Below are 24,988 nucleotides of genomic sequence, written 5' to 3' on the forward strand. Positions count from 1 at the left end.
GGCGGCCCGGACAACCGCACCGGCCGGTCGCGCCGCTCACGGTCGCGCGATGGTGTAGCTGGCCACACCCTCGATTCGGCGGTCAGCTCCATCGAGAACGCCGAGGTCGGCGAGAAACATGGAGCCCATGACCGAGACACAAGCCGAACCCACCCTCGTGCTCGACAAGCAGGCCGCACCACGCGAGCGGACCGGCCGCGCAGCGCTGTCGGCCGTCCTCCGCGCGCCGATCCAGGCAAGGACCTGGAAGGAGTTCGCCTATCTGATCGCCGCGTTCGTGCTCGGATGCCTCGCCGTCTGCTACCTGTTCTTCGGTTTCGGCGGCGGGCTCTACGCGTCGATCGTCCTGGTCGGCATCCCGCTGCTCGCGCTCGTGCTGCTCGGCGGCCGCGTCTGGGGACGGGTCTACCGGACGCTGTGCCGCGGCCTGCTCGGCACGCCGGTGGAAGCGCCACCGGCGTTCACCCCGCAGCGCGGGCTGTTCGGGTTCCTGAAGAGCGCGTTCACCGACCGGGCGAGCTGGCGGGCGATGCTGTTCCTGCTCGCGCAGTTCGTGCTGGGGGTGGTGATCGGTTATCTGACACTGATCGTCGTCGCGATGGTGGTGTTCATCGCGATCTCGCCGATCCCGTGGGCGCTGTTCGATCCGATCAACGTCGACGAGAACGGGGTCGAACACCATTCGCTCATGCAGTTCGGTTCCTTCTACGTCGACTCCTGGCCGCGCGTGCTCGTCGTCGCCGCACTCGGCGTCGTCGGCTGCTTCGCGCTGCCCTGGCTGGTGCGCGGCGTCTGCCACCTGCACCGGCTGCTCACCGTCTGGCTGCTGGCGGCCACCGTGCGAGACCGTCAGCTGGTCGAGCTGCGGGCCAGCAGGCGCGCCGCCGTCGAGGACGCGGCCGCCACGCTGCGGCGCGTCGAGCGCGACCTGCACGACGGCACCCAGGCCCGGCTCGTCACCATCGCCATGGCGCTCGGCAGGGCCGAGGAGCGCATCGCGGCGGGCGGCGACGCCACCGATCTGATCGCCGACGCGCACGCGAGCTCCAAGGAGGCGCTGACCGAACTGCGCGAACTGGTGCGCGGCATCCATCCGCCCGCGCTGGAACTCGGCCTCGGCCCGGCGCTGGAGACGCTGACCGCCCGCAGCGCGGTGCCCGTCGAACTGCGGGTGCACCTGCCGCGGCGGCCGAGCCCGGCCATCGAGGCCATCGCCTACTTCTCCGTCGCGGAACTGCTCACCAACGTGGTCAAGCACGCGCACGCGGACCGGGCGTGGGTCTCGGTACTGCCCGACAGTCTGCGCACCATCGCGGTCACCGTGCGGGACAACGGAATCGGCGGCGTGCTGCCTCCGGCCGAAGGCGCACAGGCCGGGGGAAGCGGCCTCGCGGGTCTCGCGGCGCGGGCGCGCGCGGTGGACGGCACCCTTGCCGTGCACAGCCCCACCGGCGGGCCGACCGTGGTGACCATCCTGCTGCCGAAAGGGGACCCGCAGTGAGCGCGCCGCTGCGCATCGTGATCGCCGAGGACAGCGCCATCCTGCGCGATGGCCTGGCCGGTCTGCTGGTCGAGCGCGGCCACGAGGTGGTCGCGATGGTCGGCGACGCGAGCACGTTGAGCGACGTGGTCGGGGAACACCACCCCGATGTGGCGGTGGTGGACGTGCGGATGCCGCCCTCGTTCACCGACGAGGGCTTGCTCGCCGCCATCGAACTGCGCAGGAAGTACCCCATGACGGGCGTGCTGGTCTTCTCCCAGTGGATCGAAACCCGTTACGCCACCGAGCTTCTCGCCGGTGGCGCCAGCGGCGTCGGCTACCTGCTCAAGGACCGGGTCGCCGACGTGCGCGATTTCGTCGACGCCCTGTACCGCGTCGCCACCGGCGGCACCGCGCTCGACCCCGAGGTGGTGAGCCAGCTGATGGGTGCCTCCCGCCAACAGGATTCGCTGGCCAGGCTCACCCCGCGCGAACGCGAAGTGCTCGAGCTGATGGCACAGGGCCTGTCCAACAACGCCATCGCCGACGCCCTCACCGTCACCGAGCGGGCCGTCGAAAAGCACATCGGCAACATCTTCGCCAAACTCGATCTGCCGCCATCGGATACGCACCATCGGCGCGTACTGGCGGTGCTGCGGCTGAAGGGTTAGACGCGGCGCACGCCTACCGCGCCATCGTGCAGGCCGCGGCGATTTCCTTCGTATCCCAGTAGAACGGGCGGATTTCCGCGATCCGCCCGTCCTCGACGCGAAGCGTCTGCAAGATCGGGAAGCGCAGCTCGCGGCCGGTCGCCCGGGCCCGGGCGCGCACGTCGGTGCGCACCACGGCCGTCTCCCCGGTCGCCAGGAGCTCCTGTGCGACCATCTCGAACGACTCCCATACCGCCGCCATCGCCACGAAGAATCGCTCCAGCCCGGCATGCCCTCGCCAGATCCCGCCGTACGGCATCCCGTCGGCCTGGTACAGCACCACGTCCTCGGCGAAGAACGGGGCCAGAGTGGTTGCGAAGGGTGCGCGGCCGGGGCCGCCCGCGGCGAAGTACGCGGCCTCCGCGGCATACATTCCGGTCAGCACGTCGGTAGTGGTTGCGCTCGGCATGGGAACAGCGTGGCGCGCGAGGCGCGCCCGGCGCTGGCGGAGATCGGACAGGGCGATCGGGGGTTCGACGGGCTCGCGGAGGGAGCGACCGCCACCGCACGACCACGCTACGAAACCGATATTCGCAAGGAACCGAATCGGAGCATGGTGGCCGCCTATGCTTGAAGTACGAGGTCAGGAGGGGTGTACACCGACTGGCGCAGCCGGACGAAGTCCGTTCGAAGACCCGGGCACGACCGGACGAAGTCCGTCCACAGACCGCACAGCCGGACGACGTCCAGCCACGACCGCACACAGCCGGACCGAGTCCCCACAGATGCGCACGGCCGAGAGAAGGCGGGAGGCACGCATGGATCACGCACGGATTCTGCGCACGGTGCTCGGCGTCACCGCCGCGTACCTGATCATCCTGTGCTTCTGGCTGGGTTGGCTCGTGCACCGCACGCCGCCCGGCACGGTCCCGTTCCAGATCGTCGCCCTGGTCGGCGTCTTCGGCTCCTGCGTCGGCATCGGCATGATGCTGGCCGCCCGCCCCTCCCGCGCCGACCGCCACCTCTGGCGCCACGGCCTCGAAGGCTGGGCCACCGTCGAAGGCGTGCACCCGCTCGAGCGCACCGACCACCACAGCGAACTCACCGAGATCGACCTCGAGCTCACCGTCCCCGGCTCCGAAACCTACCGGGGTTCTATAGTTTTCGACGTCATGCCCGCCGACAAGCCGAAACTGAGCCTCGGCGAGACCATTTCGATCCGCGTCGACCCGGCCAACCGCGACCGGATCATCCTGGTGCTGTGAAGGCGGTGGGCATTCGGTCGGGCGTGTCCTGAACCGCCGTCACCGGACCGGCCGGGGAATGCCGAGAACAGATCGTCCGGTACCCGACGCAGCGGGTTCAGCGTGCGGCGAACCTGCCGTTGCGCACGCCCTCCACAAGGTGATTGATCCGCTGTTGCACGGTATTGATCAAAGCCTGCTGCGGCGCGGGTTTGGCGACGACCTTGTCCTCGCCGAAACTGATGTACCGCCCATCGCCCTCGAAGTCGTTGACCTGAAAGTCCTGCCTGCCCGCGATGTGTCGATTGTCGACACTGCCCAGCGGATACACCGCCACGTGCGCGATACAGGTGGTCGGCCGGTTGAAGAAGCGATCGAATTCGTCCTTCGGTCCGCGCCGCCACGGGTCGGTGTTCACGCCGCGCGGACCGGCCAGATCGCGGACATCGATGGAGAGCGAATCACCGCGTCCGGGAGGGCATTTCGGCAACGCGCCGATGATCGCGGGCGCGACCTGATCCGCGGTGAGGAACGCGAGCTCCACCTCGCCGCCGTGATCGTGATCCACACCCGGCCGCTGCGTGACGATCGCACCGTGCTGGTAGTGCACCCCCGCGTGCGCTCGAATCCGGTGCTCACGCCGCAGACCACGGAATCCTGCCACCTCGACGCGCGCCTCGGGCCGCAGCAGAACGTCCAACGCGCGCAACAGGTTGTCGTCCATATGCGTCCACACCGCCATGGCCGCCACCTGCCAGGCACGACGGAAATCCTCCGGCACACCGGTGTCCTGCCATCGATGCCCCAAGGGGTACGGGAGCACGTCCCGACCCGTCGACTCCCACAGCACCCGAAACTCCAGCGCGCTGAACCGCCAGCGCGTCACCCCGCTCAGCATCGGCTCCGACTCACTCCCCGATCACCGGCGGAACCGTCTTCGGCGCATCGGTCAACCCGGTGAGTTCGTCGCCGTGCTCCTGCGTGATCAGGTAGTCCGGAATACCCTTCGTCGACTCGTCGTCCCCCTTGCCGCGCGCCCCCGGCGCACCCATACCCGGCATACCGCTCATGCCCGTGCGGGCGTTGGCCGCGGCCGGGCGGGTCGCCGCCGGATTCGCGCCACCCGGAATGCCGGGCATGCCCGGCACGCTCGAGCCGGGGCGGCCGGTCGGGGTCCCTGGACCGCCGGGCCCGGGACCACCCGGACCTCCCGGAAAGCCAGGGGTGCCGGGCGTTCCCGGGGCGGTTGGCGTGGTCGGCGACGTCGGCGACGCCGAAGCCGGAGCAGTCGTGCCGGTGGGCGTCGTCGGCGTCTCGGTGGACGCGGCCTGCGTGTCGTCGTTCGACTGTTGCTGCTGCGAATTCTGTTGGCCCTGTGAGGGATCCTCGGTCTCGCCGGATTGGGTCGTGTCGTCGTTCGTCGTCGGCTGGCCGCCGTCGTTCGTGCCGCCGGGTTGGACGCCGGTGCTCGTTCCACGTGGTCGCCCACCGTCGTTCTGGCCCGGGTCGACGTTGTTCGCGGTGGGGTTGTGTGGTTTCGGGATCACGGGGACGCGATCGGTTTCCCGAAGCACGGGGTCGTAGACAGTGCGAAGTACACGCTTGGCCTCGGCCCACGCGGTGTTGTACGCCTCCTCGTTGTCCCGCCAGCCCCGACCGGCAATCCACCGCCGAGTGTTTTCCCAGTTGGTGTTGTGTTCGGGGACGTGCGGGACCAGTTGCAGTGTTGGAGCGAGACCTGTGTAAAGCTCATCGACCTTCTTCGCCATCAGCTGCGCGGCTTGCGATGCTTTCGAAGCTGAGGACAGGAACGTGGCGACACCGTCCGCCGCGGCTGCCGCAGATTTGCCGTGCCACACGTTTGCGTTCAACGCGCGCTGCATCTCCAGGTCGAAAGCCTTCTGAGCATCAGCGGTTCGGCTACCGATCTGCTCCCATGCGGTCTTCAGATCGTTCACTGCTGTTAGGTCGATCTTTTCGACTTTCTCCCGGAGCTGCTCCAGGGGCGCCTCGTAATCTTCACGACTCTTGATTCCCGACTTGTAGTCACCGACGAATCCGATCTCCGACGCCCGACCGCGTACAGCTTCTCGCTGCTGGTTGAATCGGCCTTGAACATCGCCTGGCCTGGTGCCCGCTTCGATATCCTCCCCGGCAATCCAGTTGGTGAGACTGTGAAACATATTCTCACCAAAAGTGTAGTTCTCGAAGAATCCCAACCCCGGTAGTGACATCTAGCGATCCCCCAGCTCGTTGGTAACGCCCGCGATCTGCGATGCGTGGTCGACCACCTGCTCTTCGATTCGGTCCATCGAAATCTGCATAATCTCACGCATAGCTTGGACTACTTTGATCGATTCCAGAACGACTGCGTCGATGGAGTCAGACTCACCGGTAGCTTGCTTCAGGAAGAGTGCAGCGAGTTCACCGGCTATGTTGAAGTCGCCAAACCCAGACACACGTGCGGCATTTCGAGTAAAGGTGAACAGGCCGTCGTAAGCCGCTAGGAGTCCGTCGCAGGCAGTAAGACACGCAGTTGCCGCATCCTTATCCAAATAAAGATCGCCAGCTCGAGCCTGGTCGGCGAAACGTTGCCACTGAGAAAGATCTTGCTCGCTCATTTGCCAATCCTCTGCCTAGTACTCATCTGGGAAATTCCGAAACCAGGTACTCGGCAGCCCGCGCAGATAGTGCACACGGGTCTACGTGGCCATTCTGACTCGGCTTGTTACCGACCTTGACAGATATGGACCCTTGCTGAGCGCTGAAAGCAGTGTCACAGTCGAGCGCCTTACCCGCACCTTCGACTCGATATCGAAGACCACCCCTACCGGCTATCTGAATCTCTTCAAAATCCACATTCCCCGGTTTGTTCCGAATCTCTTGCTCTGTTCGATCCGAGGAAAATATGGTCAAGTAGTATTTGGGCGCCGCCCAAGTGCAGATCTCCCAGCCGGACTGGTCCACGCCGGCAAGCCCCTTTTCCTCGGTCGCCGGATCGACGCCGATCTGCCGCAACAAGTCATCCGGCACCTCTGTGCACGGATTCCACAACGCCGCCTGCGCCGCACTGGTCGAAGTCGTCGCCGCCCCCTCGGTCGACCCCCCACAAGCCGCCACCCCCGGCACCAACACCGCCGCACACAGAGCCAACATCACACGCCGCGCCATCCGCTCCCCCTCAGGGTTATCGACCTGCCTGTCCATGCCACCCTACCGAGCCGCCGATACGGGTGGAATCGCTGCGCAGGGCAGGTTGCGTCTTCACTGTCTTGGACGCGACAGCCCCGCAATCGGTTCCATCGAAACGCGCCGCGCGTCCGATCCACGGCGCGGTCGACGATGTCGGCGGCCGAGTAGCCCTCCGGCGAGTGTCCCTAGGAACGGTCGAGTGACGTCCTGGCGTGGGCTTGCGGGTCGGCCAAAAGGTATTGGGCCGCAGCGTAAGTCGCGAGGATGACGCCCTCCGCCGCACGGCGGGAGCGGGACGTGTGGGTGAAGAGGCGGCGCAGGACGATGAGGCCGTCGGAGAGGGTGAACAGGAGGGCGCCGAGGCCGAGGCGGCTGCGCGGGTCGGCGTCGGGGATGTTCAGGCCCGCAACGTTTTTCGCGCCGGGGGCGAGGCGGGGATCGGACGCGAGGACGGCGGCTGTGCCCAGGGTGGCGCCGTAGGCGGTGAGCGGGGCCGCGACGGTCGGAGCCTTGGCGCGCAGCAGACCTGCGGCACCGAGCCAGGCGACCACCCGGGGCAGGGCGATCGCGGGGAGGGGACGCGCGCCGCGCCGCCACCACAGCGTCGAGTAGCCCGCCTGCATGACCGCGAACGACGACGCGCCCGCGATGAGACGGCGGTCGTCGTCGGGTTCGATGAGCAGGATGTCACCGACGGTCGCGGCGCCGAGCGAGCCGAGCAGGATGGTGCGCTCGGTGGGGTCGGTGTCGACGCCGCTGGTCGCCACGTCGGCGGCGAGCAGCGGCATCATCAGGGGTTTGGCGACCCACTGGAGCCGGTCGCGGCCGGTGACCGCCCCGAAGACGGTCACGGCGGCGGCAGCGAGGAATCCCGTGCGAAACGGACGCCCCGCGCCGGGGAACGCCGGGGCTCCGGAGGAGCTCATGTCAGAAGCTCGCCTCGGTGGGCGCGGGCGGCAGCGTCACGACCTGACCCGCGTAGCTCAGGCCGGCGCCGAAGCCGAGCAGCAGCGCGAGCTGTCCGCCCTTGGCCTTGCCTGTGACCAGCATTTCCTCCATGGCCAGCGGGATCGAGGCGGCGGAGGTGTTGCCGGTGTTCTCGATGTCGTTGGCCATCGGGATCTCGTCGGCCAGGCCGAGGTTCTTCTTCATCAGGTCGTTGATGCGGGCGTTGGCCTGGTGCGGGATGAAGACCTCGATGTCCTCTTTGGCCACACCGGAGGCCTCCAGCGCATCAGACAGCGCGCGCGGCAGGGTGACGGCGGCCCAGCGGAACACCCGCGGGCCCTCCATGCGCAGCGACATCCGGCCGACCGGCTCGATCGCGGGATCGATGCCCTGCATGGCCTGGGCCTTGTTCATGTACTCCAGGAAGTCGACGTCCTGGGCGATCGCCTCGGCGTTCTCGCCGTCGCTGCCCCACACCGTCGGGGAGATGCCGTTCTCCTCGCTCGGGCCGACGACGACCGCGCCCGCGCCGTCGCCGAAGATCATGGCGGTGCCGCGGTCGGTCGGGTCGAGTCCGACGGTCATCGTCTCGGCGCCGATCACCAGCACGTAGTCGGCCGAGCCCGCCCGGATCAGGTCGGCGGCGACGCCGAGTCCGTAGCCGAAGCCGCCGCAGCCGGAGGTCAGGTCGAAGGCCGGGATGCCGTTGATGCCGAGATCGGCGGCCACGCTCGGGGCGCCGTGCGGGGTGAGTTTCAGCCAGCTGGACGTACAGAGGATGAGCGCGCCGATCTTGGACCGGTCGATGCCGGTGTTCACCAGCGCGCGTTCGCCCGCGGCCGCGGAGATCGACCGCAGCGTCTCGTCACCACTGATCCAGCGCCGGTTGCGGATACCCGTGCGCTCGTAGATCCACTGGTCGGTCGAATCGAGGACCTTGCACACCTCGTCATTGCTGACGATGCGCTGCGGTCGGTAAGCACCGATTCCGAGCATCGCAACATTTTCGCGACTCTTGTTTACTGCAATGCTCACCACTGGTGACTCACACGTCCCTCAACTGTCGGACAAACTTGACCCGCGTCCAGGCTAACCCAGGGCAAGATCCTTGAGGCCGAGGATCGACCGATACTCCAGTCCCTCGGCCGCGATCACCTGATCGGCGCCCGTCTCCCGGTCGACCACGGTGGCGACGCCGACCACGGTCGCGCCCGCCTCGCGCAGAGCGCGCACCGCGGTGAGCGGCGAGTTGCCGGTGGTGGTCGTGTCCTCGACGACCAGCACCCGCTTGCCGACGACGTCGGGTCCTTCGATCTGGCGCTGCATGCCGTGGCTCTTGGCGGCCTTGCGCACCACGAACGCGTCGATGGGGCGGCCCGGCGCGTGCAGCACCGCGAGCGCGACCGGGTCGGCGCCCATGGTGAGCCCGCCGACGGCGTCGAAATCCCAGTCCGCGACGAGCTCGCGGAGCAGTTTGCCGATCAGCGGCCCCGCGCGATGGTGCAGGGTCGCCCGGCGCAGGTCGATGTAGTAGTCGGCCTCTTTGCCCGAGGAAAGCGTCACCTTGCCGAGCACGACGGCGAGCTCGCGCACCAGCGCGGCCAATTTCTCGCGGTCGGCGCCGAGCGCAGAGTCGTTGGTTGTCGCCTCGTCGATCATGTCTAAGTCCTTCCGCGTGAATTGAACAGGCCCCGATTCATTCGGACCTGCAGGGTTCGCGGGATGAGTCCGACCGCCGCGGTGATCGCCTTGTACTGCGCACCGGGCACGCTGATCACCCGGTCCTTGTCCAGATCACTCAGCGAACCGGCGACGACCTGCTCGACGGAAAGCCACAGCGGTTTCGGCAGCGAGGACATCTCGATACCGGCTCGCTCGTGGAATTCGGTGTGGACGAACCCGGGGCACAACGCCTGGATCCGGACCCCGGTTCCAGCGAGTCCGCCCGCCAACCCTTCCGTGAAGGATACGACGTAGGACTTGGAGGCCGAGTAGGTCGATCCCCGACCCGGGACCAGACCCGCGACGCTGGCCACGTTGACGATCGACCCCTTGGCCTTGGCGATCATCGACGGCAGCGCCGCGTGGGTGAGCTGGAGCACAGCGGTGACGTTGACGTCGAGCTGCGCCTGCAACTGCTCGTAGGGCAGCGTCCAGAATTCTCCTGAATGCGCGAAACCCGCGTTGTTGACCAGGAATTCGATGCCCTCGGCAGCGCGAGCTGCCACCCGCTCCCGGTCCGCGGCCTGCGCGAGATCGGCGACGAGCACCTCCGAGCGGGTGGCGTATTTGCGCTCCAACTCGGCGGCCAGCGCCTCCAGCCGCTCGGCGTCCCTGGCGACGAGCACCATGTCGTAGCCGAGCGACGCCAGCCGTAGCGCGAACCCGTGACCGATGCCGGACGTCGGTCCGGTGATCAGTGCGATAGGGCGGGTCGCGCCGGGCAGGCGCGCGGGAGCAGAGCTGTCGGTCATCGAGGCACTAATCCAATCGAGCGGTCACTGCGGCACAGGGCCCTGGTACGGACGGAATCCTGGGTGGAAGGGGCCGCCGGCGCGGTCCGCCTCGTCGGCGCGGGCCCCTGGGCGCGGATCCTCGTCCCAGTCGTCGGCGCGGCCGGGTTCCGGCCGCCAGTCGTTCTCGGGCTCGTCGTCGGACCAGCGTTCCTCGCGTCCCCTGGCGTCGGGGACGACGGCCAGCGAGGGACGTCGCGGCTGGTCGCCCGACTCGTCCTCGTCGTCGTAGCCGTCGCTGTCGTCGAAATTCCGATCGTCGCGATCGTCGTAGCCGCGGTCGTCGTCGCCGGCGCCGGGCGGCAGAACGCGGGAGGCCCCGCGTGCGGCGGACGCCTGCGACTCCTCGGCGCGGCCGCGCGTCCTGGGATGCGGGCGGCCCGAGTCGTTATCGGCGTTGTCGGCGCCGCGCGAGTCGCTGACCGGCGGCAGCACGTGCAGCAGACCGGACAGGCGCAGCACCGAGTCGATGGCGGACTCCCAATCCTTCGAGGCCGTACCGACATTCAGCATGCCGAGAGTCCAGTTGCCCTCGCTCCAGAGCATCTGCACGGTGTCGGGCAGCGTCTCGATGAACGCGACCATCCGCTGATCGACCGCGTGCCTGGCGATCTCCGGGTTCGTCGCGAAGACGACCCGGCCGCCGATGGCGCCGAGCAGTTCCAGATCCGCGTCCTTCGGCGGGGACGCGGTCTTGAGCCGCATGTCGACATCGATGTCCGAACCGATCTGGCGGCGCACCGCGACCAGCGTCGCGGCGTCCTCCAGATCGAACAGAACGAACTTCTCGCCCTTGCGAATACCGGAAACCACGTCGACCGCCGACAGATAGCCGAGCTTGGCCAGCGCACCGCGCCGCCACGTCGACGGGAGTGCCGGTTCCACCGACACGTAGGTGTATCCCTGGGCCTTGGCCCACACCTGGCGCGCGTGACCGGACCGCTGCCGCTGGACCCGATCGAAATACAGCAGCACGATCGCGCCAACAAGCGCGATCGCCGCCAACCCGAACCACATAGCCGTCATCGCGGTCTACCCTAATAGGCCCGGCCGGTGGAGGGCCTTCTTTGGTGCCGCGCCGGGCCGTACGTCTTGTGCCGCCGCACGAAGTCCCGCCTCGCCGCTCATCTTCCGCCGCCGGGCAGCGCGGTGCTGATGATGATCTTTGCGCGGATCGATCCGTCCGGTCCCTTGTCGCCCTGCACCATGACCATGTCGCCGACGGGCAGGTCGGCGGGCTTGGCGCCGGACAGCGAGATCACCTGGGTGAGTTCGTCGGTCCGGACGGCGACGGTGTTGCCGGAGACGGTGTCGATGGTGAGCTGGCCGCCGTCGTTGGCGCTGATGGTGCCCATGGTCGCGCCGATGCCGTCGAGTCCGGGCAGACCGGGCAGACCGCTCGGCGATGGCTGGCGGGGCGACGGGTTCTGCGTGGGGAAGGCGCCGCCGGTCGGGAAGTTCGCGGTGGTGTTGCCGCCCGCCGTGGTGGTGGACGAGTCACGGCCGCCGAGCACCAGCCCAGCGACCACCCCGGCCACCGCGACGAGCGCCACGACGCCGAGCACGAGCGCGATCCACAATCCCGTATTGCGTTTGGGCGGTTGCTGATCCGTGGGCGGGCCACCCGGCGGTGCCGCGCCCGGCGGCATGGCCGCGTGGTGCGGATCCGGCGGACCGGGGTACTGCTGGCCCGGGTACTGCTGGCCGTAGCCGCTCTCGTAGGCGCCCCACTGGCTCTCCATCGGCGGGAGCTGCTTGGTGGCGTTCGCGGGCGGCGGGCCCCACTCGAATTGCTCGGTCGAGGGGTATCGAGTGGTGTCCCCGGACGGGTCGTAGCCGGACGCACCCGGCGGACCGAGGTGTTCGGTCGGCGCATCCTCCGGCCGCTGCCCCCAGGGATCCTTCGGGTTCGTCATGCCCTCCAGGGTAGGCGTACCTTCGCCGTCGCTCCGGCCCGTGCGCAAGGTCAATGCCGGATTTCGTCCGGCAGCGCCCCTCGTGCGTACCGCCACGGAGTCGCCGCCCGCGACCCGCCGATGACGCTTCAGTCGAAGAGCTGCTCGACGTCGGTGATCGTCACCGCCCGCCGCAACCATTCGCTCAGCTGGTCGAGATCGGTGCACGAAGTGATCCTTCGCCGGGCCGCCTCGGAAACAGGCACAGCGGCGTGCCGCCAGGCGACACGCGGAACCGCCGGGAGTCGCGCCGATTCGGCGAGATACGCGGACGCCCCCGCCCCACTCGGAGCGGGGGCGTCCGGCGCACTCAGCGGCCGACGATCAGGCCGTCGCCGTCCTTGCTGACGCCGACCTTCACGGTGTCGCCGTCGGTGACTTCGCCTGCGAGCAGTTCCTTGGCGAGGGTGTCGCCGATGGACTGCTGGATCAGCCTGCGCAGGGGGCGGGCGCCGTAGGCCGGGTCGTAGCCGCGCACCGCGAGCCAGAACCTGGCCGAATCGCTGACGTCCAGCTTGAGCCTGCGCTGCGACAGGCGCTTCTGCAGCTGGTCGAGCTGGATGTCGACGATGAGTTCCAGCTGTTCCTCGTCGAGCGCGTGGAACATGACCACGTCGTCGAGCCGGTTGAGGAACTCGGGCTTGAACGCCGAGCGCACCGCGTTCATGACGAACTCCTTGTCACCGCCCGCACCCAGGTTCGAGGTGAGGATGAGGATGGTGTTGCGGAAGTCCACCGTGCGGCCTTGGCCGTCGGTGAGCCGACCCTCGTCGAGCACGGCGAGCAGGATGTCGAACACATCCGGGTGCGCCTTCTCGATCTCGTCGAACAGCACCACCGTGTACGGCCTGCGCCGCACCGCCTCGGTGAGCTGGCCGCCCTGGTCGTAGCCGACGTAACCGGGCGGCGCGCCGACCAGGCGGGCCACCGCGTGCTTCTCGCTGTACTCGCTCATGTCGATCCGCACCATGGCGCGTTCGTCATCGAACAGGAAGTCCGCCAACGCCTTCGCCAGTTCGGTCTTGCCGACGCCGGTGGGGCCGATGAACATGAACGAGCCGGTGGGGCGGTTCGGGTCGGCGACGCCGGCGCGCGCCCTGCGCACCGCGTCGGAGACCGCCTGCACGGCCTCACGCTGCCCGACCACACGACGCCCGAGCTCCTCCTCCATGCGGAGCAGCTTCTGGGTCTCGCCCTCCATCAGCCTGCCCACCGGGATGCCGGTCCACGCGGACACCACCTCGGCTATGTCGTCGGGGCCGACCTCCTCCTTGAGCATCACCTCGCCGTCCGGCGCGGCTCCGTTGGCCTTCTCGGCCTTGGCCAGCTCCTTCTCCAGCGTGGGGATTCGGCCGTAGCGCAGTTCGGCCGCCTTGCCGAGATCGCCGTCGCGCTCGGCGCGCTCCGACTCGCCGCGCAGGCTCTCCAACTGCTCCTTGAGGGTGCGGACCTGGTCGATGGCCTTCTTCTCGTTCTGCCACCGGGTCGTCAGCTGGTTGAGCTTCTCCCGGTCGTCGGCCAGTTCCTGGCGCAGCTTCTCCAGACGCTGCTTGGAGGCCTCGTCGGTCTCCTTGGTCAGCGCCACCTCCTCGATCTCGAGGCGGCGCACCGCGCGCTCGACCTCATCGATCTCCACCGGGCGCGAGTCGATCTCCATGCGCAAGCGCGAGGCGGACTCGTCGACCAGGTCGATCGCCTTGTCCGGCAGGAACCGCGAGGTGATGTAGCGATCCGAGAGAGTGGCCGCGGCCACCAGCGCGGAGTCGGTGATGCGCACGCCGTGGTGCACCTCGTAGCGCTCCTTGATGCCGCGCAGGATGCCGACGGTGTCCTCCACCGAGGGCTCGCCGACCAGCACCTGCTGGAAGCGGCGCTCCAGTGCGGCGTCCTTCTCGATGTGCTTGCGGTACTCGTCCAGCGTGGTCGCGCCGACCAGGCGCAGTTCGCCGCGGGCCAGCATCGGCTTGATCATGTTGCCCGCGTCCATCGCGGATTCTCCGGTCGCGCCCGCGCCGACGATGGTGTGCAGCTCATCGATGAAGGTGATGATCTGTCCCGCGCTGTTCTTGATCTCCTCGAGCACGGCCTTGAGCCGTTCCTCGAATTCGCCGCGGTACTTCGCGCCTGCCACCATCGCACCGAGATCCAGTGCGACGACGGACTTTCCGCGCAGCGATTCCGGCACGTCGCCCGCCACGATGCGCTGGGCGAGCCCCTCGACGATCGCGGTCTTGCCGACGCCGGGCTCGCCGATCAGCACCGGGTTGTTCTTGGTGCGGCGGCTCAGCACCTGGACCACGCGCCTGATCTCGGTGTCGCGCCCGATGACCGGGTCGAGCTTGCCGGAGCGCGCGGCCGCGGTGAGGTCGGTGGAGTACTTCTCCAGCGCCTGGTAGCTGCCCTCGGGGTCGGGGCTGGTCACCCTGGCGCTGCCGCGCACGGCGGTGAACGCGTCGCGCAGGGCGTCGGCCGTCGCGCCGTGCTTGGTGAGCAGCATGGTGACGTCCGAGTCACCCTCGGCGAGGCCGACAACGACGTGCTCGGTGGAGACGTACTCGTCGCCGAGTTCGGTGGCCAGCCGCTGGGCCGCGGTGATGGCGCCGAGCGCCTCGCGCCCGAGGTTCGGCGTCGTGGTCGCACCGGTCGCCCTCGGCAGCCGGTCGACAATGTCCTGTGCCTCGCGCCGGACCGTCGCCGGGTCGACGCCGACGGCCTTCAGCAAGGGTGCGGCGATGCCGTCGGTCTGATCCAGCAACGCCACCAGCAAGTGCGCCGGACGAATGTCCGGGTTGCCCGCGGCCGACGCCGCCTGGAGGGCCGCGGTCAAGGCCGCCTGGGTCTTGGTGGTGGGATTGAACGAGTCCACGAGTCACCTTCCTACTAGTCGATTCCCCAGCATCGAGTGCCCTTCCCGCGCGCGATGACGCACAGGCTCGTGCTGTTCCTATCGGTCTCAACGTGGGAGAGGTTGAGTCTGTTCCGCTCAAGTTTGAAAATTTTGCGACAGCCCGCCGCCGGGCCGATTCGGCGACTCAACGCTACGCCGCGCCATCGTCGAATGCCGTGAATCGCAGCGCCGGTGGTGTAGGGATGCATACGAGCACCAAGACGGTTAGTGATGCATCACCCTTCAGCCGAACCGAGGAGCGAAACCGATGCGCGCGATCGTGGTACGGAAGTTCGGAGATCCCGTCGAGCTGGCCGAGATGCCGGTGCCCGAGCCCGGCCCGCAGACGGTCAAGGTGCAGCTCGACGCCGCGGGCGTCAACCCCTTCGACCTGAAGATGTCCAAGGGCATCCTGGAAGGCAAACTGCCGCACGACTTTCCGGCGATCCTGGGGGTGGACGGCGCGGGCAGCGTCGCCGCGGTCGGCCCGGGCGTCACGAAGTTCACGGTCGGCGACCGCGTGGTCGGCAAGTTCCTGGTGCCGCCCGCAGGCCACGGCAGCTTCGCCGAGTACTCGGTGCTGCCGCAGGACGCGACGCTGGTGCCCATCCCGGAATCGATCACCACGCTCGCCGCCGCGGCCCTGCCGACCGCGGGCGTCACCGCGCAGGACCTGGTCGACGCGGCCCAGATCCGGCCCGGCCAGAAGGTGCTGATCGTCGGCGCGACGGGCGGCGTCGGCTCCTTTCTCGTGCAGCTGGCCAATATCGCGGGCGCGCACGTCATCGCGACCGCGCGCGGCGACACCGCCGATCGGATGGCCAGGCTCGGCGCGGCCGAGACGGTCGACTACAGCCAGGCGCCCGTCGCCGATTCGGTGCGTTTCACCAACCCCGACGGCGTCGATGTGCTCTTCGACCTGGTCAGCCCGCCCGAGGCGCTCGCGCCGCTGACCGAACTCGTGCGTGAGGGCGGCGCGGTGTACTCCATCGTGTTCTCGGCCGACGAGGCCGCGCTGCGCGAGCGCGGCCTGCGCGGCGGCAACTTCGAATCCAAGGGCCGCGCGCCGGAACTGACCCGGCTGCTGACCCGCGTCGCGGCGGGCGACGTGGTGGTGCCGATCGACGCGACCGTCCCGCTGGAGGAGGCGCCGGCCGTCCTCGGCGCGGCGGGCGCACGCGGCAAGACCGTGCTGGCCATCTGAGCAGCCGACCGAGGGCGATCCGAGGCAGCAGGTCCGCCACTACGTCGAGCAAGTCGCACCCGCTGTTCGCGCCACCGTTGCCGGGGCATCCTGACATCGGGCCGCCGGTGATGCGGTCAACTTGTGCGTAGACGGCGCACGAGCAGCCCCTGTCCTCCCGTTGCAGGTACCCATCCAGAGAACCACACCGTGGGCAGGTTCACCTGCCCCCGCTATCCTGGTCGGTGGCCCAACCATGGGGCCGAGCGCAGCGAGGCAGCAGCGGGCGCGTGAGCGCCGCGAGCCAGCCGGGCAGACGTCCCGAGCTGCCGACTTAGCCGAGGGATAACCGGAGCGGTCGAGAGCATGCTGCGCATACCCACACGACCACGGACTTTTCGGGGATACTTGTCCGCGAAGGACCGCCGGTTAGGGGCACGTCCCTGCGCAGCAGTCGATAGCGGATGCGCAGCTATAAGCGGGAAGAGAGGAAATCTCGTCGTGGATGCGCGTTCGGCAGCGCTGGTCCGCGCCAACTTCCGTTCGGTGACCGAGTCACCAGGCGGACCCGAGCGGTTGATCAGTGCGTTCTATGGTCATCTGTTCGCCGAGAATCCACGCCTGCGCGAGCTGTTCCCACCCGCGATGGACATGCAACCGAAGCGGTTGTCCACGGCCATCCAGTTCGTGCTCGACCACCTGGAATACTGGGATCGCGCGCAGAAGTTTCTCGAGCAGTTGGCGCGCGACCATCGAAAGTACGGCGTCGAGGCCGCCCATTACGATCAGGCGGGCCGCGCGTTGCTCGCCGCGATCCGCGTGTACAACGGCGCGGCATGGAGCCGTCAGCTCGAGGAGGGCTGGCGCGACATCATGATCTTGATATCGGCGTCGATGGCCATCGGCGCGAACTCGGACAAGTCCCAGCCGTACTGGGAGGCGACGGTGGTCGGCCACCGCAGGGTGCTCGAAGACCTGGCCATCGTGCGCTTGCAGTCCGACAGCCCGGTGCCCTACCAAGCCGGGCAGTACGTCCCGATCGCCGTGCCGCAGCGGCCCAAGATGTGGCGCTACCTCTCGCCCGCGATTCCGTCGAATCCCTACGGCGAGATGGAATTCCACGTGCGCAAGATTCGCGGCGGATGGGTGAGCCCGGCCATCGTCAACGAGACGCAGGTGGGCGATCGCTGGCTGATCGGCGGCCCGCTCGGCGGACTACACGTGGACCGCGACACCGGGCGCGACGTGCTGCTCATCGGCGCGGGCACCGGCATCGCCCCGCTGCGCGCCCAGCTCATCGAGATGAGCCAGCGCGGCATCAACCCGCGCGTGCACTTCTTCATCGGCGGCCGCTACCCGTGCGACCTGTACGACGTGGAGAACATGTGGCAGCTCTCGCAGAGCAATCCGTGGCTCACCATAGTCCCGGTCTGCGAGCAGAAGACCAATCCGTGGTGGTACCCGCACCCGGCCTCCGACGCGCCCTACGGCATGCACCGCACGCTGGTCGGCAACCTGGGCGCGGTGGTGGCCAGCTTCGGCGCGTGGGCCGACCGCCAGATCCAGATCGCGGGCTCGGCGCGGATGATCGCCGACACCCGGAGGGCGCTCATCGCGGTCGGCACGCCCGAACACGTCATCAGCTGCGATCCCGTCTGATCCGCCGCGGCCACGCGCCGCGGCACCCCACAACAGCAGAGGAGTTCCCATGACGGAGCCGGGCGCGCTCGGCAACGGAGTCGCGCAACAGGAGTGGACCTCGACCGTCGTCGGCCACCATCGTTTGCGCCACGACGTAGCGGTGATCCGTCTGATCGGCGAGTTCGTGCCGTTCGTCGCGGGCCAGTCCGTCGAGGTCCGGGTGCCACAGCAGCCCGGAGTGCGCCGCAGGCTCTCCCCCGCGCTACCGCCTTCGCTGGACGGCAAGCTGGAATTCCACGTGCGCACCGTGCCGGGCGGCTGGCTGAGCGGCTCGTTGGTCGCCGACACTCAGCAGGGCGACGAGTGGCGGATCGCCGCGCCGCAGGGCGCGTTCACCGTCGATCCGGCGGGTGACGAGGTGGTGATGATCGCGGGCGGCACCGGTCTCGCGCCGATGCGCGCGCAGATCCTGGAACTGGCCAGGCTGCCCGAGCCCCCGCGCACCTACCTGTTCGTCGGCGGCAGGTCCCCGCGCGACTTGTACGCCTCCGACATGCTCGTCCTGCTCGCCGAGGAGCTGGACTGGCTCACCATCGTGCCGGTGGTGGAGAACCTGGAGGACCCGAACTGGGAGGACGAGTGGTACGAGCACACGCGCGTCGACATCGGATTCCCCGTCGACGAACTGCTGCAAGGCACGCTGGCCGACGTGATCGGCTCGCACGGCGCGTTCGACCGTCACCAGGTGCTCGTCTGCGGTTCGCCCGCGATGACGCGGGCCACGGTGGACCGGCTCGTCGAGACCGGCACGCCCGCCGAACGCATTCAGTACGAAGGCCTTTGACCGCCGTCGTTCCGGCGAAGGCAGGGATCCAGTCGAAGACTCGCGGATAGTCGTCACCCGCTTGGATCCCGGCCTTCGCCGGAACGGCGAGGGCGTCCGCTAGAACAGCGGATCGTGGCGGATGTGTTTGGTCTGGGTGCCCGCCGCCATCAAGCGGAACTTGGTGGTCTGCACCATCGAGGGCGAGCCGACGATCTGCACGTCACGATCGGCCCACGAGCCGTAGCTGGCGACGACCTTGCCGAGCTGGCCGGTCATGCGCGGCTCCAGTCCCGGCCATATTCGCTCGACCTCTCCGGATTCGTAATACCACCACGGGTTTTCGTCGCTCTCGCTGACCGGCGTCACGGTCAGCCAGCGGTTGGCCATCGCCAGCTTGCTCAGCGTCTCCAGATCGTAGAGATCGCACGGGTGATGGCCGCCGATGAACAGGTGCACTTTCGGATTCGTTCGCCGCAACGCCATTTGCATCAGCTGGGCCCGCAGCGGCGCGATACCGGTGCCGCAGCCCACCATGAGCATCTTGCGCTTGGTGTTGCGCGGCACGCCGAGCCCACCGAGGGGCGAGCCGATCAGCCACTGGTCTCCCACCTGCGTCTGGCCGATGATGGCCGGGCTGACCCAGCCGCCGAGCACGCCGCGCACGTGAAATTCGATCTCGCCGTTGGCGTTCGCGGGCACGGCGGGCGAGAGATAGCGCCACATCCGCGGCCGCGAAGGGATCTGCACGCTCATGTATTGACCCGCGGCGTATTGCATCGGCTGGTCGAGTTGTAATCGCACGATCGCCAGATTGCGCAGGACCAGCCGGTTCTCCAGCACCCGGCCGGACCAGACGGCGGGCGTGGCCTCCTTCTCGGCGGCGCCCATCATCGTGTCGCCGATGACGGTCAACCCTTCGTCCCACGCCTTCTCGACCTCGTCGGTCCACATCTCGGTGCCCGCGAAGCGGCGCATCGCGATCTTCAGAGCGGTGGCCACCGCGGCGTAGTGTTCGGCCTGCACACCGTATTTGCGGTGATCGCGGCCGAGCTGGGCGAGGAACGGCAACAACTTGTCGGGCTCCTCGAGCCGGTCCAAGGCGTAGCCGATAGCTTTGACGAGGCGGTCGCGCTGTGAATCCATCGCAGCGGGGAAGAAATCACGGACTTGCGGGTAGTCCGTGAACAGGATCGCGTAGAACGACCTGGCCAGCCTTTCCGGCCCGCCGTCTTCCGCAGCAACCGCCTTGAACGTTGTTCTGATCAAAGCGACAGTCCGCGAATCCATTTGTGTCACAACCCCATTTCGCACTAGAACGCAGAGCGCGCCGGCGAGTGAAAGTGCTGCGGGACACTCGACAGCAGCCGATGCCAAGGAGTGTAGGCGAGGTTTGCCAGCAACGGAACGCAACGAATAAACATCACGCGTGGAATTCCGTGGAAACAAGAAACGGAAGCGCAAAACTCGCGAATAACAGACCGAAAGACCGTACTAGAGCGGTGAATTCAGTCGCACACTCACCGAATTCGCGCGCCTCGGTTTGCAAGCCTCGTCCAGTTGACCCGAGCGGAGCGATCTTGTGGCAACTCCGCGATCGGAGCCGAGAGTTGCTGCGGGGCAATCTTTGCGCATCCCAGGGCGACAGCGAAAGCGGACCGGTCGGTTGCTCATGTGGCGAACCATGATCATCGGAATCCACTGCGTCCCAGCAAACTCGGATACTCGCACAGCAAACTCGAACTCGCCGGTAACAACATTCGCCTCGGCTTTTCCTCGTCTTTTCGGCCGAGGAAAAGCCCCGGAATTGAGAAAGGGCCCCGCCGCGGACCCGAAAACGAGTCGGCGGCGAGGCCCGAATTCCACTCGCCTCAGCGCTGGTTGCGTGGTTTCCACACCACCAACGCCGTACTGCGTTGCGGCGGAGCGAGATCCGGGCGATAACTCGCCCGCAGCCGCTCCACCTCCGCGCGCATCTCGGCGAGCTGCTCCCGCAATTCCTCGACCTGATTGGTGAGTTCGATGATGCGTTTGATGCCCGCCAGGTTCACGCCCTCGTCCTGGGACAGCCGCTGCACCTCGCGCAGCAGCTCGACGTCCCGCGCCGAATAACGTCGCCCGCCGCCCGAAGTGCGTTGCGGCGTCACCAGTCCCAGCCGGTCATACGTGCGCAGTGTCTGCGCGTGCATGCCCGCCAGCTGGGCCGCCACCGAGATCATGAAGAACTCGGCTCGCGACCCACCGGACGCCTTCTTCGGATCAGTGGACATCACGCACCTGCCCATCCCGCACGAGGATCGAATCCGCTGGACCGCTCCGCCTCCTGGTAGCGCTTGAGCGCGTCGGTGGCATCGCTGTCCAATTTCTGCGGCACCGCGACCTTGACGGTGACCAGCAGGTCACCGGCGCCGCCGCCGCGCTTGGGGACGCCGCGGCCACGCACCCGCAGGATCCGCCCGTCGGCGGTACCGGGCGGCACCTTGACGCCGACGCGCCCTTCCAACGTCGGCACGGAGACCGTTGTGCCGAGCACCAATTCAGCGTAACTGACCGGCAGCACCAGGGTCAGGTCGTCGCCGTTACGGCCGAAGACCTTGTCCTGGCTGACGTGCACGGTGACGAACAGGTCGCCCGAAGGCGCACCGCGCAGTCCCGCCTCACCCTGTCCGGCCAACCGGATCCGCTGACCGTCGCCGACGCCAGGCGGAATCCGCACCGTGATGGTCCGGGTGCGGTTCTGGATGCCGCTGCCGTGGCAGTCGACGCACGGGTCGTCGATGATCGAGCCGGAACCCCGGCACTCGTCGCACGGTTCGCTGAATCCGAACGCACCCTGGTTGCGGCTGACCACCCCGGTTCCGTTGCAGTTGGCGCAGACCCGGGGACTGGTCCCCGGCTTGGCGCCGCTGCCGTGACATGTGGTGCACGGCGACGGACTGGTCATCCGCAGCGGAACGGTCACGCCCTGCGCGGCCTCGCGGAAGCCGAGCGTCGTCTCGGTCTCCACATCGGCGCCGCGCCGCGGACGGCTCGTGGTGCGAGCGCCACCCCGGTTGAACAAGCCGCCGAGCAGGTCGCCGAGCCCGCCGTCGCCCGTGGTGGCGCCGCCGAAGATGTCGCCGATGTTGAATTCCTGCGAGAAGCCGCCCGTGCCGCCGGGAGTGAACCCGCCGCGCGGATAACCGCCGCCCGCGAAGAGCTTTCGCGTGTCGTCGTACTCCTTGCGCTTGGCCGGATCCGACAGCACGGCATGCGCCTCGCTGACGGCCTTGAAGCGCTCCTCGGCCTTGGTGTCACCCGGATTGGCGTCCGGGTGCAGGTCGCGGGCGAGCTTGCGGTAGGCCTTCTTGATCTCGTCCTGCGAGGCGCTGGAGGAGATACCCAGCTCCTTGTAGAAGTCCTTTTCGATCCACTCCCGTTGGCTCACCGAGTATCTCCTCCTCCCAAGGTGTTAATTGTCGTCCGCATTGGCATCTACATCCGATGCCTCGGTCTCGGCCAGATCGGCCACGCCATCGGTTACCCCGACGAGCGCGTGCCGCAGCACCCGATCGCCGAACCGATAGCCCTTGCGCATCACGACACCGAGCACCGGATCCGCGCCGGAACCCTCGTGCTGCACGGCCTCGTGCAGGGTCGGGTCGAAGGGCTCGCCCTCCGCGCCGAACTCCTCGAGGCCTTGCTTGCGCAGCGCCTCGACCAGCTTGTCCGCCACCGACTTCAGCGGTCCGGACTCGAGGTCGCCGTGGGCCCTCGCGCGATCCAGATCGTCGAGCACACCGAGCAGTTCGGTGACCACGGCAGCCTTGGCGCCGTCGATGGCGGTCTTGCGATCGCGCTCGACGCGGCGCCGGTAGTTGGCGTATTCCGCGGTCAGCCGCTGTAGGTCGGCGGTGCGCTCGGCGAGCTCGACACCGATCGTCTCGGCCAGCGCTTCGGCTCCCTCCGGAGTCAGAACGCCATTGCCTTCAGCACCGTTCCCGCCCTCGGGGCCGGGGCCGGCCGCGGTGTCCGCGACCGGTTCCCGAACCTCACCGGTGGCCGGGTCGACCTTGCGCTTGTCGACGAAGGTGATCGGTTCCTGTGCCGAATCGGCCTGGTTGCCCTCAGTCACTTCTTCTCCGTGTCGACCGGCTCGTCAACGACCTCGGCATCCACGACCTGGTCGTCGCTCGCGGAGCTGGACGCGCCGTCGCCGGACGCGGCCTGCTCGGCGGCGGAGGCCTCGTAGATGGCCTGGCCGAGCGCCTGCGACTCGGTGGCGAGCTTCTCCACCGCGGACTTCACGGCCGCGATGTCGGTGCCCTTCAGCGCCTCGTTGGCCTCGGCGATGGCCGCCTCGACCTTGGACTTCACGTCCGCGGGCACCTTGTCCTCGTTCTCCTTGATGAACTTCTCGGTCTGGTGCACCAGCGACTCGGCCTGGTTGCGGGTCTCCGCCTCCTCGCGACGCGCCTTGTCCTCGGCCGCGTGCGCCTCGGCGTCCTTCACCATCCGGTCGATCTCCTCCTTGGACAGGCCGGAGCCGTCCTGGATCTTGATCGTGTTCTCCTTGCCGGTGCCCTTGTCCTTGGCGGTGACGTGCACGATGCCGTTGGCGTCGATGTCGAAGGTGACCTCGATCTGCGGCACGCCGCGCGGGGCAGGCGGGATGCCGGTCAGCTCGAAGGAGCCGAGCAGCTTGTTGTGCGAGGCGATCTCGCGCTCACCCTGGAACACCTGGATCTGCACCGACGGCTGGTTGTCGTCGGCCGTGGTGAAGGTCTCCGAACGCTTGGTCGGGATGGTGGTGTTGCGCTCGATGAGCCTGGTCATCACGCCGCCCTTGGTCTCGATGCCCAGCGACAGCGGGGTCACATCGAGCAGCAGGACGTCCTTGACCTCACCCTTGAGCACGCCGGCCTGCAGGGCGGCGCCGACGGCGACGACCTCGTCCGGGTTCACGCCCTTGTTGGGCTCCTTGCCGCCGGTGAGCTCGCGGACCAGGTCCGAGACGGCGGGCATACGGGTCGAGCCACCGACGAGGACGACGTGGTCGATGTCGGCCACGTTGATGCCCGCGTCCTTGATCACGGACTGGAACGGCGCACGGGTGCGGTCCAGCAGGTCCGAGGTGATCTTCTGGAATTCGGCGCGGGTCAGCTGCTCGTCGAGGAACAGCGGGTTCTTGTCCGCGTCGACGGTGATGTAGGGCAGGTTGATCGAGGTCGACTGCGACGAGGACAGCTCGATCTTGGCCTTCTCCGACGCCTCGCGCAGGCGCTGCATGGCCATCTTGTCCTTGGTCAGGTCGATGCCCGAGCTGGCCTTGAACTTGTCGACCAGCCACTTGACGACCCGCTCGTCCCAGTCGTCGCCACCGAGGTGGTTGTCACCGGAGGTCGCGCGAACCTCGACGACGCCCTCGCCGATTTCCAGCAGCGAGACGTCGAAGGTGCCGCCACCGAGGTCGAAGACCAGGATGGTCTGTTCCTTGTCGCCCTTGTCCAGGCCGTACGCGAGCGCGGCCGCGGTGGGCTCGTTGACGATGCGCAGCACGTTCAGACCGGCGATCTGACCGGCTTCCTTGGTGGCCTGGCGCTGCGAGTCCTCGAAGTACGCGGGCACGGTGATGACCGCGTCGGTGATCTCCTCACCGAGGTAGGCCTCCGCGTCGCGCTTGAGCTTCATCAGCACGCGCGCGCTGATCTCCTGCGCGGTGTACTTCTTGTCGTCGATGCCGACGGACCAGTCCGTGCCGATGTGACGCTTGACGGAGCGAATGGTGCGGTCGACGTTCGTGACGGCCTGGTTCTTCGCAGGCTGACCGACCAGCACCTCGCCGTTCTTCGCGAACGCGACGATCGACGGGGTGGTACGCGATCCTTCCGAGTTGGCGACCACGACCGGCTCGCCGCCTTCGAGAACGGCGACGACCGAGTTCGTGGTCCCGAGGTCGATTCCGACCGCACGAGCCATGTTTGTTTCCTCCTAGTTGACGTACTTGTGTGTCGGTGCCAGGCGAGACAGCTCGCCCTGCGGCGTGTTCTGTCGACCGCCGCGAGACCTCGCCCCTAGCACCTCACGGAGCACGGTCCCAGCAACGCTGAGCGTGGTCGGCTCAATCCTGCACCCAATCCACACCGGGCGTCAAACGAAACTTGAGTCCGACTCGCTCAACATTGTCGAAAACCTCAACCGGCGACCCGTGCGCGATATTCCCGGCAGCCGCGGTATCGGACTCGCGACGGCGCGCCGCCTGACCGCCGAGGGCGTACGCGCGGTCGGCGGGGCCCGCCAACCCACCGCCGAACCCGAGGCGACGGGCGCGACGGCCGTTGCGGTCGACCTCGCGACGCCGGGCGGCGCGGACGAACCGGTGGCGCGCGCGACGGCCGGAGGCTGGCACGTGCACCGGTTCTCTCGATTCCACTGTGTAACAACCTTTTCCGCGTCATCGATGCAGGCAGGTCAGCACAATGCTCGGGGATGA

Annotated in this window: 24 protein-coding genes; 7 read left to right on the forward strand and 17 right to left on the reverse strand. The window is 68.0% G+C overall.

The window, feature by feature from the left end; translation table 11 throughout:
• The first annotated feature begins 127 nt into the window (after positions 1-127).
• A complete protein-coding gene (locus AC3ERS_RS15765) occupies positions 128-1,501 on the forward strand; it encodes a sensor histidine kinase (protein WP_431968068.1) in 1,374 nt (457 codons plus the stop codon).
• Positions 1,498-2,151, forward strand: a complete 654-nt coding sequence (locus AC3ERS_RS15770; protein ID WP_431968070.1) for a LuxR C-terminal-related transcriptional regulator — start codon at positions 1,498-1,500, stop codon at positions 2,149-2,151. Before AC3ERS_RS15765 ends, AC3ERS_RS15770 begins: the two co-directional genes overlap by 4 nt.
• A 13-nt stretch (positions 2,152-2,164) precedes the next feature.
• Here the strand turns inward: AC3ERS_RS15770 and AC3ERS_RS15775 are convergent, their stop codons facing one another.
• Positions 2,165-2,599 carry a nuclear transport factor 2 family protein gene (locus AC3ERS_RS15775; RefSeq protein WP_431968072.1) on the reverse strand — a complete coding sequence of 145 codons (435 nt, stop codon included), beginning with the start codon at positions 2,597-2,599 and terminating at the stop codon, positions 2,165-2,167.
• Between the two features lie 349 nt (positions 2,600-2,948).
• On the opposite strand from AC3ERS_RS15775, the gene AC3ERS_RS15780 reads away from it, so the two are divergent.
• Complete coding sequence (locus tag AC3ERS_RS15780) at positions 2,949-3,395, forward strand: DUF3592 domain-containing protein (RefSeq protein ID WP_431968074.1); 447 nt, start codon at positions 2,949-2,951, stop codon at positions 3,393-3,395.
• A 97-nt stretch (positions 3,396-3,492) separates the two neighbouring features.
• Here AC3ERS_RS15780 and AC3ERS_RS15785 read toward each other — a convergent pair whose 3' ends face one another.
• The 11 genes from AC3ERS_RS15785 to clpB form a co-directional block, all read right to left on the reverse strand.
• On the reverse strand, positions 3,493-4,260 hold the full coding sequence (locus AC3ERS_RS15785) for an ESX secretion-associated protein EspG (RefSeq protein ID WP_431968076.1): 768 nt from the start codon (positions 4,258-4,260) through the stop codon (positions 3,493-3,495).
• A gap of 22 nt (positions 4,261-4,282) precedes the next feature.
• Positions 4,283-5,608 carry a hypothetical protein gene (locus tag AC3ERS_RS15790; protein WP_431968078.1) on the reverse strand — a complete coding sequence of 442 codons (1,326 nt, stop codon included), beginning with the start codon at positions 5,606-5,608 and terminating at the stop codon, positions 4,283-4,285.
• Positions 5,609-5,995 carry a hypothetical protein gene (locus AC3ERS_RS15795; RefSeq protein ID WP_431968080.1) on the reverse strand — a complete coding sequence of 129 codons (387 nt, stop codon included), beginning with the start codon at positions 5,993-5,995 and terminating at the stop codon, positions 5,609-5,611.
• A 22-nt stretch (positions 5,996-6,017) separates the two neighbouring features.
• Positions 6,018-6,581 carry a DUF3558 domain-containing protein gene (locus AC3ERS_RS15800; protein WP_431968082.1) on the reverse strand — a complete coding sequence of 188 codons (564 nt, stop codon included), beginning with the start codon at positions 6,579-6,581 and terminating at the stop codon, positions 6,018-6,020.
• A gap of 170 nt (positions 6,582-6,751) precedes the next feature.
• Positions 6,752-7,492, reverse strand: coding sequence for a lysoplasmalogenase (locus AC3ERS_RS15805; protein WP_431968084.1), 741 nt, complete (start codon positions 7,490-7,492; stop codon positions 6,752-6,754).
• A gap of 1 nt (position 7,493) precedes the next feature.
• Entirely contained in the window at positions 7,494-8,552 is a 1,059-nt protein-coding gene (locus tag AC3ERS_RS15810; protein ID WP_431968086.1) for a beta-ketoacyl-ACP synthase 3, read from the reverse strand.
• A 51-nt stretch (positions 8,553-8,603) separates the two neighbouring features.
• Entirely contained in the window at positions 8,604-9,173 is a 570-nt protein-coding gene (pyrE, locus tag AC3ERS_RS15815) for an orotate phosphoribosyltransferase (protein ID WP_431968088.1), read from the reverse strand.
• Positions 9,174-9,175: 2 nt separating this feature from the next.
• Positions 9,176-9,988 carry an SDR family NAD(P)-dependent oxidoreductase gene (locus tag AC3ERS_RS15820; protein WP_431968090.1) on the reverse strand — a complete coding sequence of 271 codons (813 nt, stop codon included), beginning with the start codon at positions 9,986-9,988 and terminating at the stop codon, positions 9,176-9,178.
• 24 nt (positions 9,989-10,012) lie between these two features.
• Positions 10,013-11,053 (reverse strand): type III secretion system chaperone family protein, encoded by a 1,041-nt coding sequence (locus AC3ERS_RS15825; RefSeq protein WP_431968092.1) that lies wholly within the window; start codon positions 11,051-11,053, stop codon positions 10,013-10,015.
• A gap of 98 nt (positions 11,054-11,151) precedes the next feature.
• Complete coding sequence (locus AC3ERS_RS15830) at positions 11,152-11,943, reverse strand: DUF5666 domain-containing protein (protein ID WP_431968094.1); 792 nt, start codon at positions 11,941-11,943, stop codon at positions 11,152-11,154.
• A gap of 349 nt (positions 11,944-12,292) precedes the next feature.
• Positions 12,293-14,848, reverse strand: coding sequence for an ATP-dependent chaperone ClpB (gene clpB / locus AC3ERS_RS15835; RefSeq protein ID WP_431968096.1), 2,556 nt, complete (start codon positions 14,846-14,848; stop codon positions 12,293-12,295).
• Between the two features lie 289 nt (positions 14,849-15,137).
• Between clpB and AC3ERS_RS15840 the strand changes: the two genes are divergently transcribed.
• From AC3ERS_RS15840 to AC3ERS_RS15850, 3 genes are all read left to right on the forward strand, one after another.
• Positions 15,138-16,073, forward strand: coding sequence for an NADP-dependent oxidoreductase (locus AC3ERS_RS15840; RefSeq protein ID WP_431968098.1), 936 nt, complete (start codon positions 15,138-15,140; stop codon positions 16,071-16,073).
• A 480-nt stretch (positions 16,074-16,553) separates the two neighbouring features.
• Positions 16,554-17,711, forward strand: coding sequence for an FAD-binding oxidoreductase (locus AC3ERS_RS15845; RefSeq protein WP_431968100.1), 1,158 nt, complete (start codon positions 16,554-16,556; stop codon positions 17,709-17,711).
• Positions 17,712-17,760: 49 nt separating this feature from the next.
• Entirely contained in the window at positions 17,761-18,537 is a 777-nt protein-coding gene (locus AC3ERS_RS15850; protein WP_431968102.1) for an FAD-binding oxidoreductase, read from the forward strand.
• Positions 18,538-18,636: 99 nt separating this feature from the next.
• Here the strand turns inward: AC3ERS_RS15850 and AC3ERS_RS15855 are convergent, their stop codons facing one another.
• The 5 genes from AC3ERS_RS15855 to dnaK form a co-directional block, all read right to left on the reverse strand.
• The gene (locus tag AC3ERS_RS15855) at positions 18,637-19,806 is read right to left on the reverse strand and encodes a globin domain-containing protein (protein ID WP_431968104.1); all 1,170 of its coding nucleotides are present in this window, start codon (positions 19,804-19,806) and stop codon (positions 18,637-18,639) included.
• 581 nt (positions 19,807-20,387) lie between these two features.
• Complete coding sequence (locus AC3ERS_RS15860; RefSeq protein ID WP_431968106.1) at positions 20,388-20,786, reverse strand: heat shock protein transcriptional repressor HspR; 399 nt, start codon at positions 20,784-20,786, stop codon at positions 20,388-20,390.
• Positions 20,786-21,943 (reverse strand): molecular chaperone DnaJ, encoded by a 1,158-nt coding sequence (dnaJ, locus tag AC3ERS_RS15865; protein ID WP_431968108.1) that lies wholly within the window; start codon positions 21,941-21,943, stop codon positions 20,786-20,788. The genes AC3ERS_RS15860 and dnaJ overlap by 1 nt, the downstream gene beginning before the upstream one ends.
• Before the next feature lie 24 nt (positions 21,944-21,967).
• Positions 21,968-22,630, reverse strand: coding sequence for a nucleotide exchange factor GrpE (gene grpE / locus AC3ERS_RS15870; protein ID WP_431968110.1), 663 nt, complete (start codon positions 22,628-22,630; stop codon positions 21,968-21,970).
• Positions 22,627-24,474, reverse strand: coding sequence for a molecular chaperone DnaK (dnaK, locus tag AC3ERS_RS15875; protein WP_431968112.1), 1,848 nt, complete (start codon positions 24,472-24,474; stop codon positions 22,627-22,629). Before dnaK ends, grpE begins: the two co-directional genes overlap by 4 nt.
• A gap of 133 nt (positions 24,475-24,607) precedes the next feature.
• Between dnaK and AC3ERS_RS15880 the strand changes: the two genes are divergently transcribed.
• Positions 24,608-24,988: an SDR family oxidoreductase gene (locus tag AC3ERS_RS15880; protein WP_431968114.1), complete on the forward strand. Its 381-nt coding sequence runs from the start codon at positions 24,608-24,610 to the stop codon at positions 24,986-24,988.

This window comes from Nocardia sp. bgisy134 (assembly GCF_057708325.1).

Bases quoted from the DNA above. Each gene is read 5' to 3' on its own strand.
- AC3ERS_RS15765 (WP_431968068.1), top strand. From the start codon at position 128: ATGACCGAGACACAAGCCGAACCCACCCTCGTGCTCGACAAGCAGGCC.
- AC3ERS_RS15825 (WP_431968092.1), bottom strand. From the start codon at position 11,053: ATGACGGCTATGTGGTTCGGGTTGGCGGCGATCGCGCTTGTTGGCGCG.
- pyrE (WP_431968088.1), bottom strand. From the start codon at position 9,173: ATGATCGACGAGGCGACAACCAACGACTCTGCGCTCGGCGCCGACCGC.
- AC3ERS_RS15830 (WP_431968094.1), bottom strand. From the start codon at position 11,943: ATGACGAACCCGAAGGATCCCTGGGGGCAGCGGCCGGAGGATGCGCCG.
- AC3ERS_RS15805 (WP_431968084.1), bottom strand. From the start codon at position 7,492: ATGAGCTCCTCCGGAGCCCCGGCGTTCCCCGGCGCGGGGCGTCCGTTT.
- AC3ERS_RS15855 (WP_431968104.1), bottom strand. From the start codon at position 19,806: ATGGATTCGCGGACTGTCGCTTTGATCAGAACAACGTTCAAGGCGGTT.
- AC3ERS_RS15850 (WP_431968102.1), top strand. From the start codon at position 17,761: ATGACGGAGCCGGGCGCGCTCGGCAACGGAGTCGCGCAACAGGAGTGG.
- AC3ERS_RS15790 (WP_431968078.1), bottom strand. From the start codon at position 5,608: ATGTCACTACCGGGGTTGGGATTCTTCGAGAACTACACTTTTGGTGAG.
- AC3ERS_RS15800 (WP_431968082.1), bottom strand. From the start codon at position 6,581: ATGGACAGGCAGGTCGATAACCCTGAGGGGGAGCGGATGGCGCGGCGT.
- AC3ERS_RS15840 (WP_431968098.1), top strand. From the start codon at position 15,138: ATGCGCGCGATCGTGGTACGGAAGTTCGGAGATCCCGTCGAGCTGGCC.
- AC3ERS_RS15860 (WP_431968106.1), bottom strand. From the start codon at position 20,786: ATGTCCACTGATCCGAAGAAGGCGTCCGGTGGGTCGCGAGCCGAGTTC.
- AC3ERS_RS15795 (WP_431968080.1), bottom strand. From the start codon at position 5,995: ATGAGCGAGCAAGATCTTTCTCAGTGGCAACGTTTCGCCGACCAGGCT.
- dnaK (WP_431968112.1), bottom strand. From the start codon at position 24,474: ATGGCTCGTGCGGTCGGAATCGACCTCGGGACCACGAACTCGGTCGTC.
- AC3ERS_RS15820 (WP_431968090.1), bottom strand. From the start codon at position 9,988: ATGACCGACAGCTCTGCTCCCGCGCGCCTGCCCGGCGCGACCCGCCCT.
- AC3ERS_RS15775 (WP_431968072.1), bottom strand. From the start codon at position 2,599: ATGCCGAGCGCAACCACTACCGACGTGCTGACCGGAATGTATGCCGCG.
- AC3ERS_RS15780 (WP_431968074.1), top strand. From the start codon at position 2,949: ATGGATCACGCACGGATTCTGCGCACGGTGCTCGGCGTCACCGCCGCG.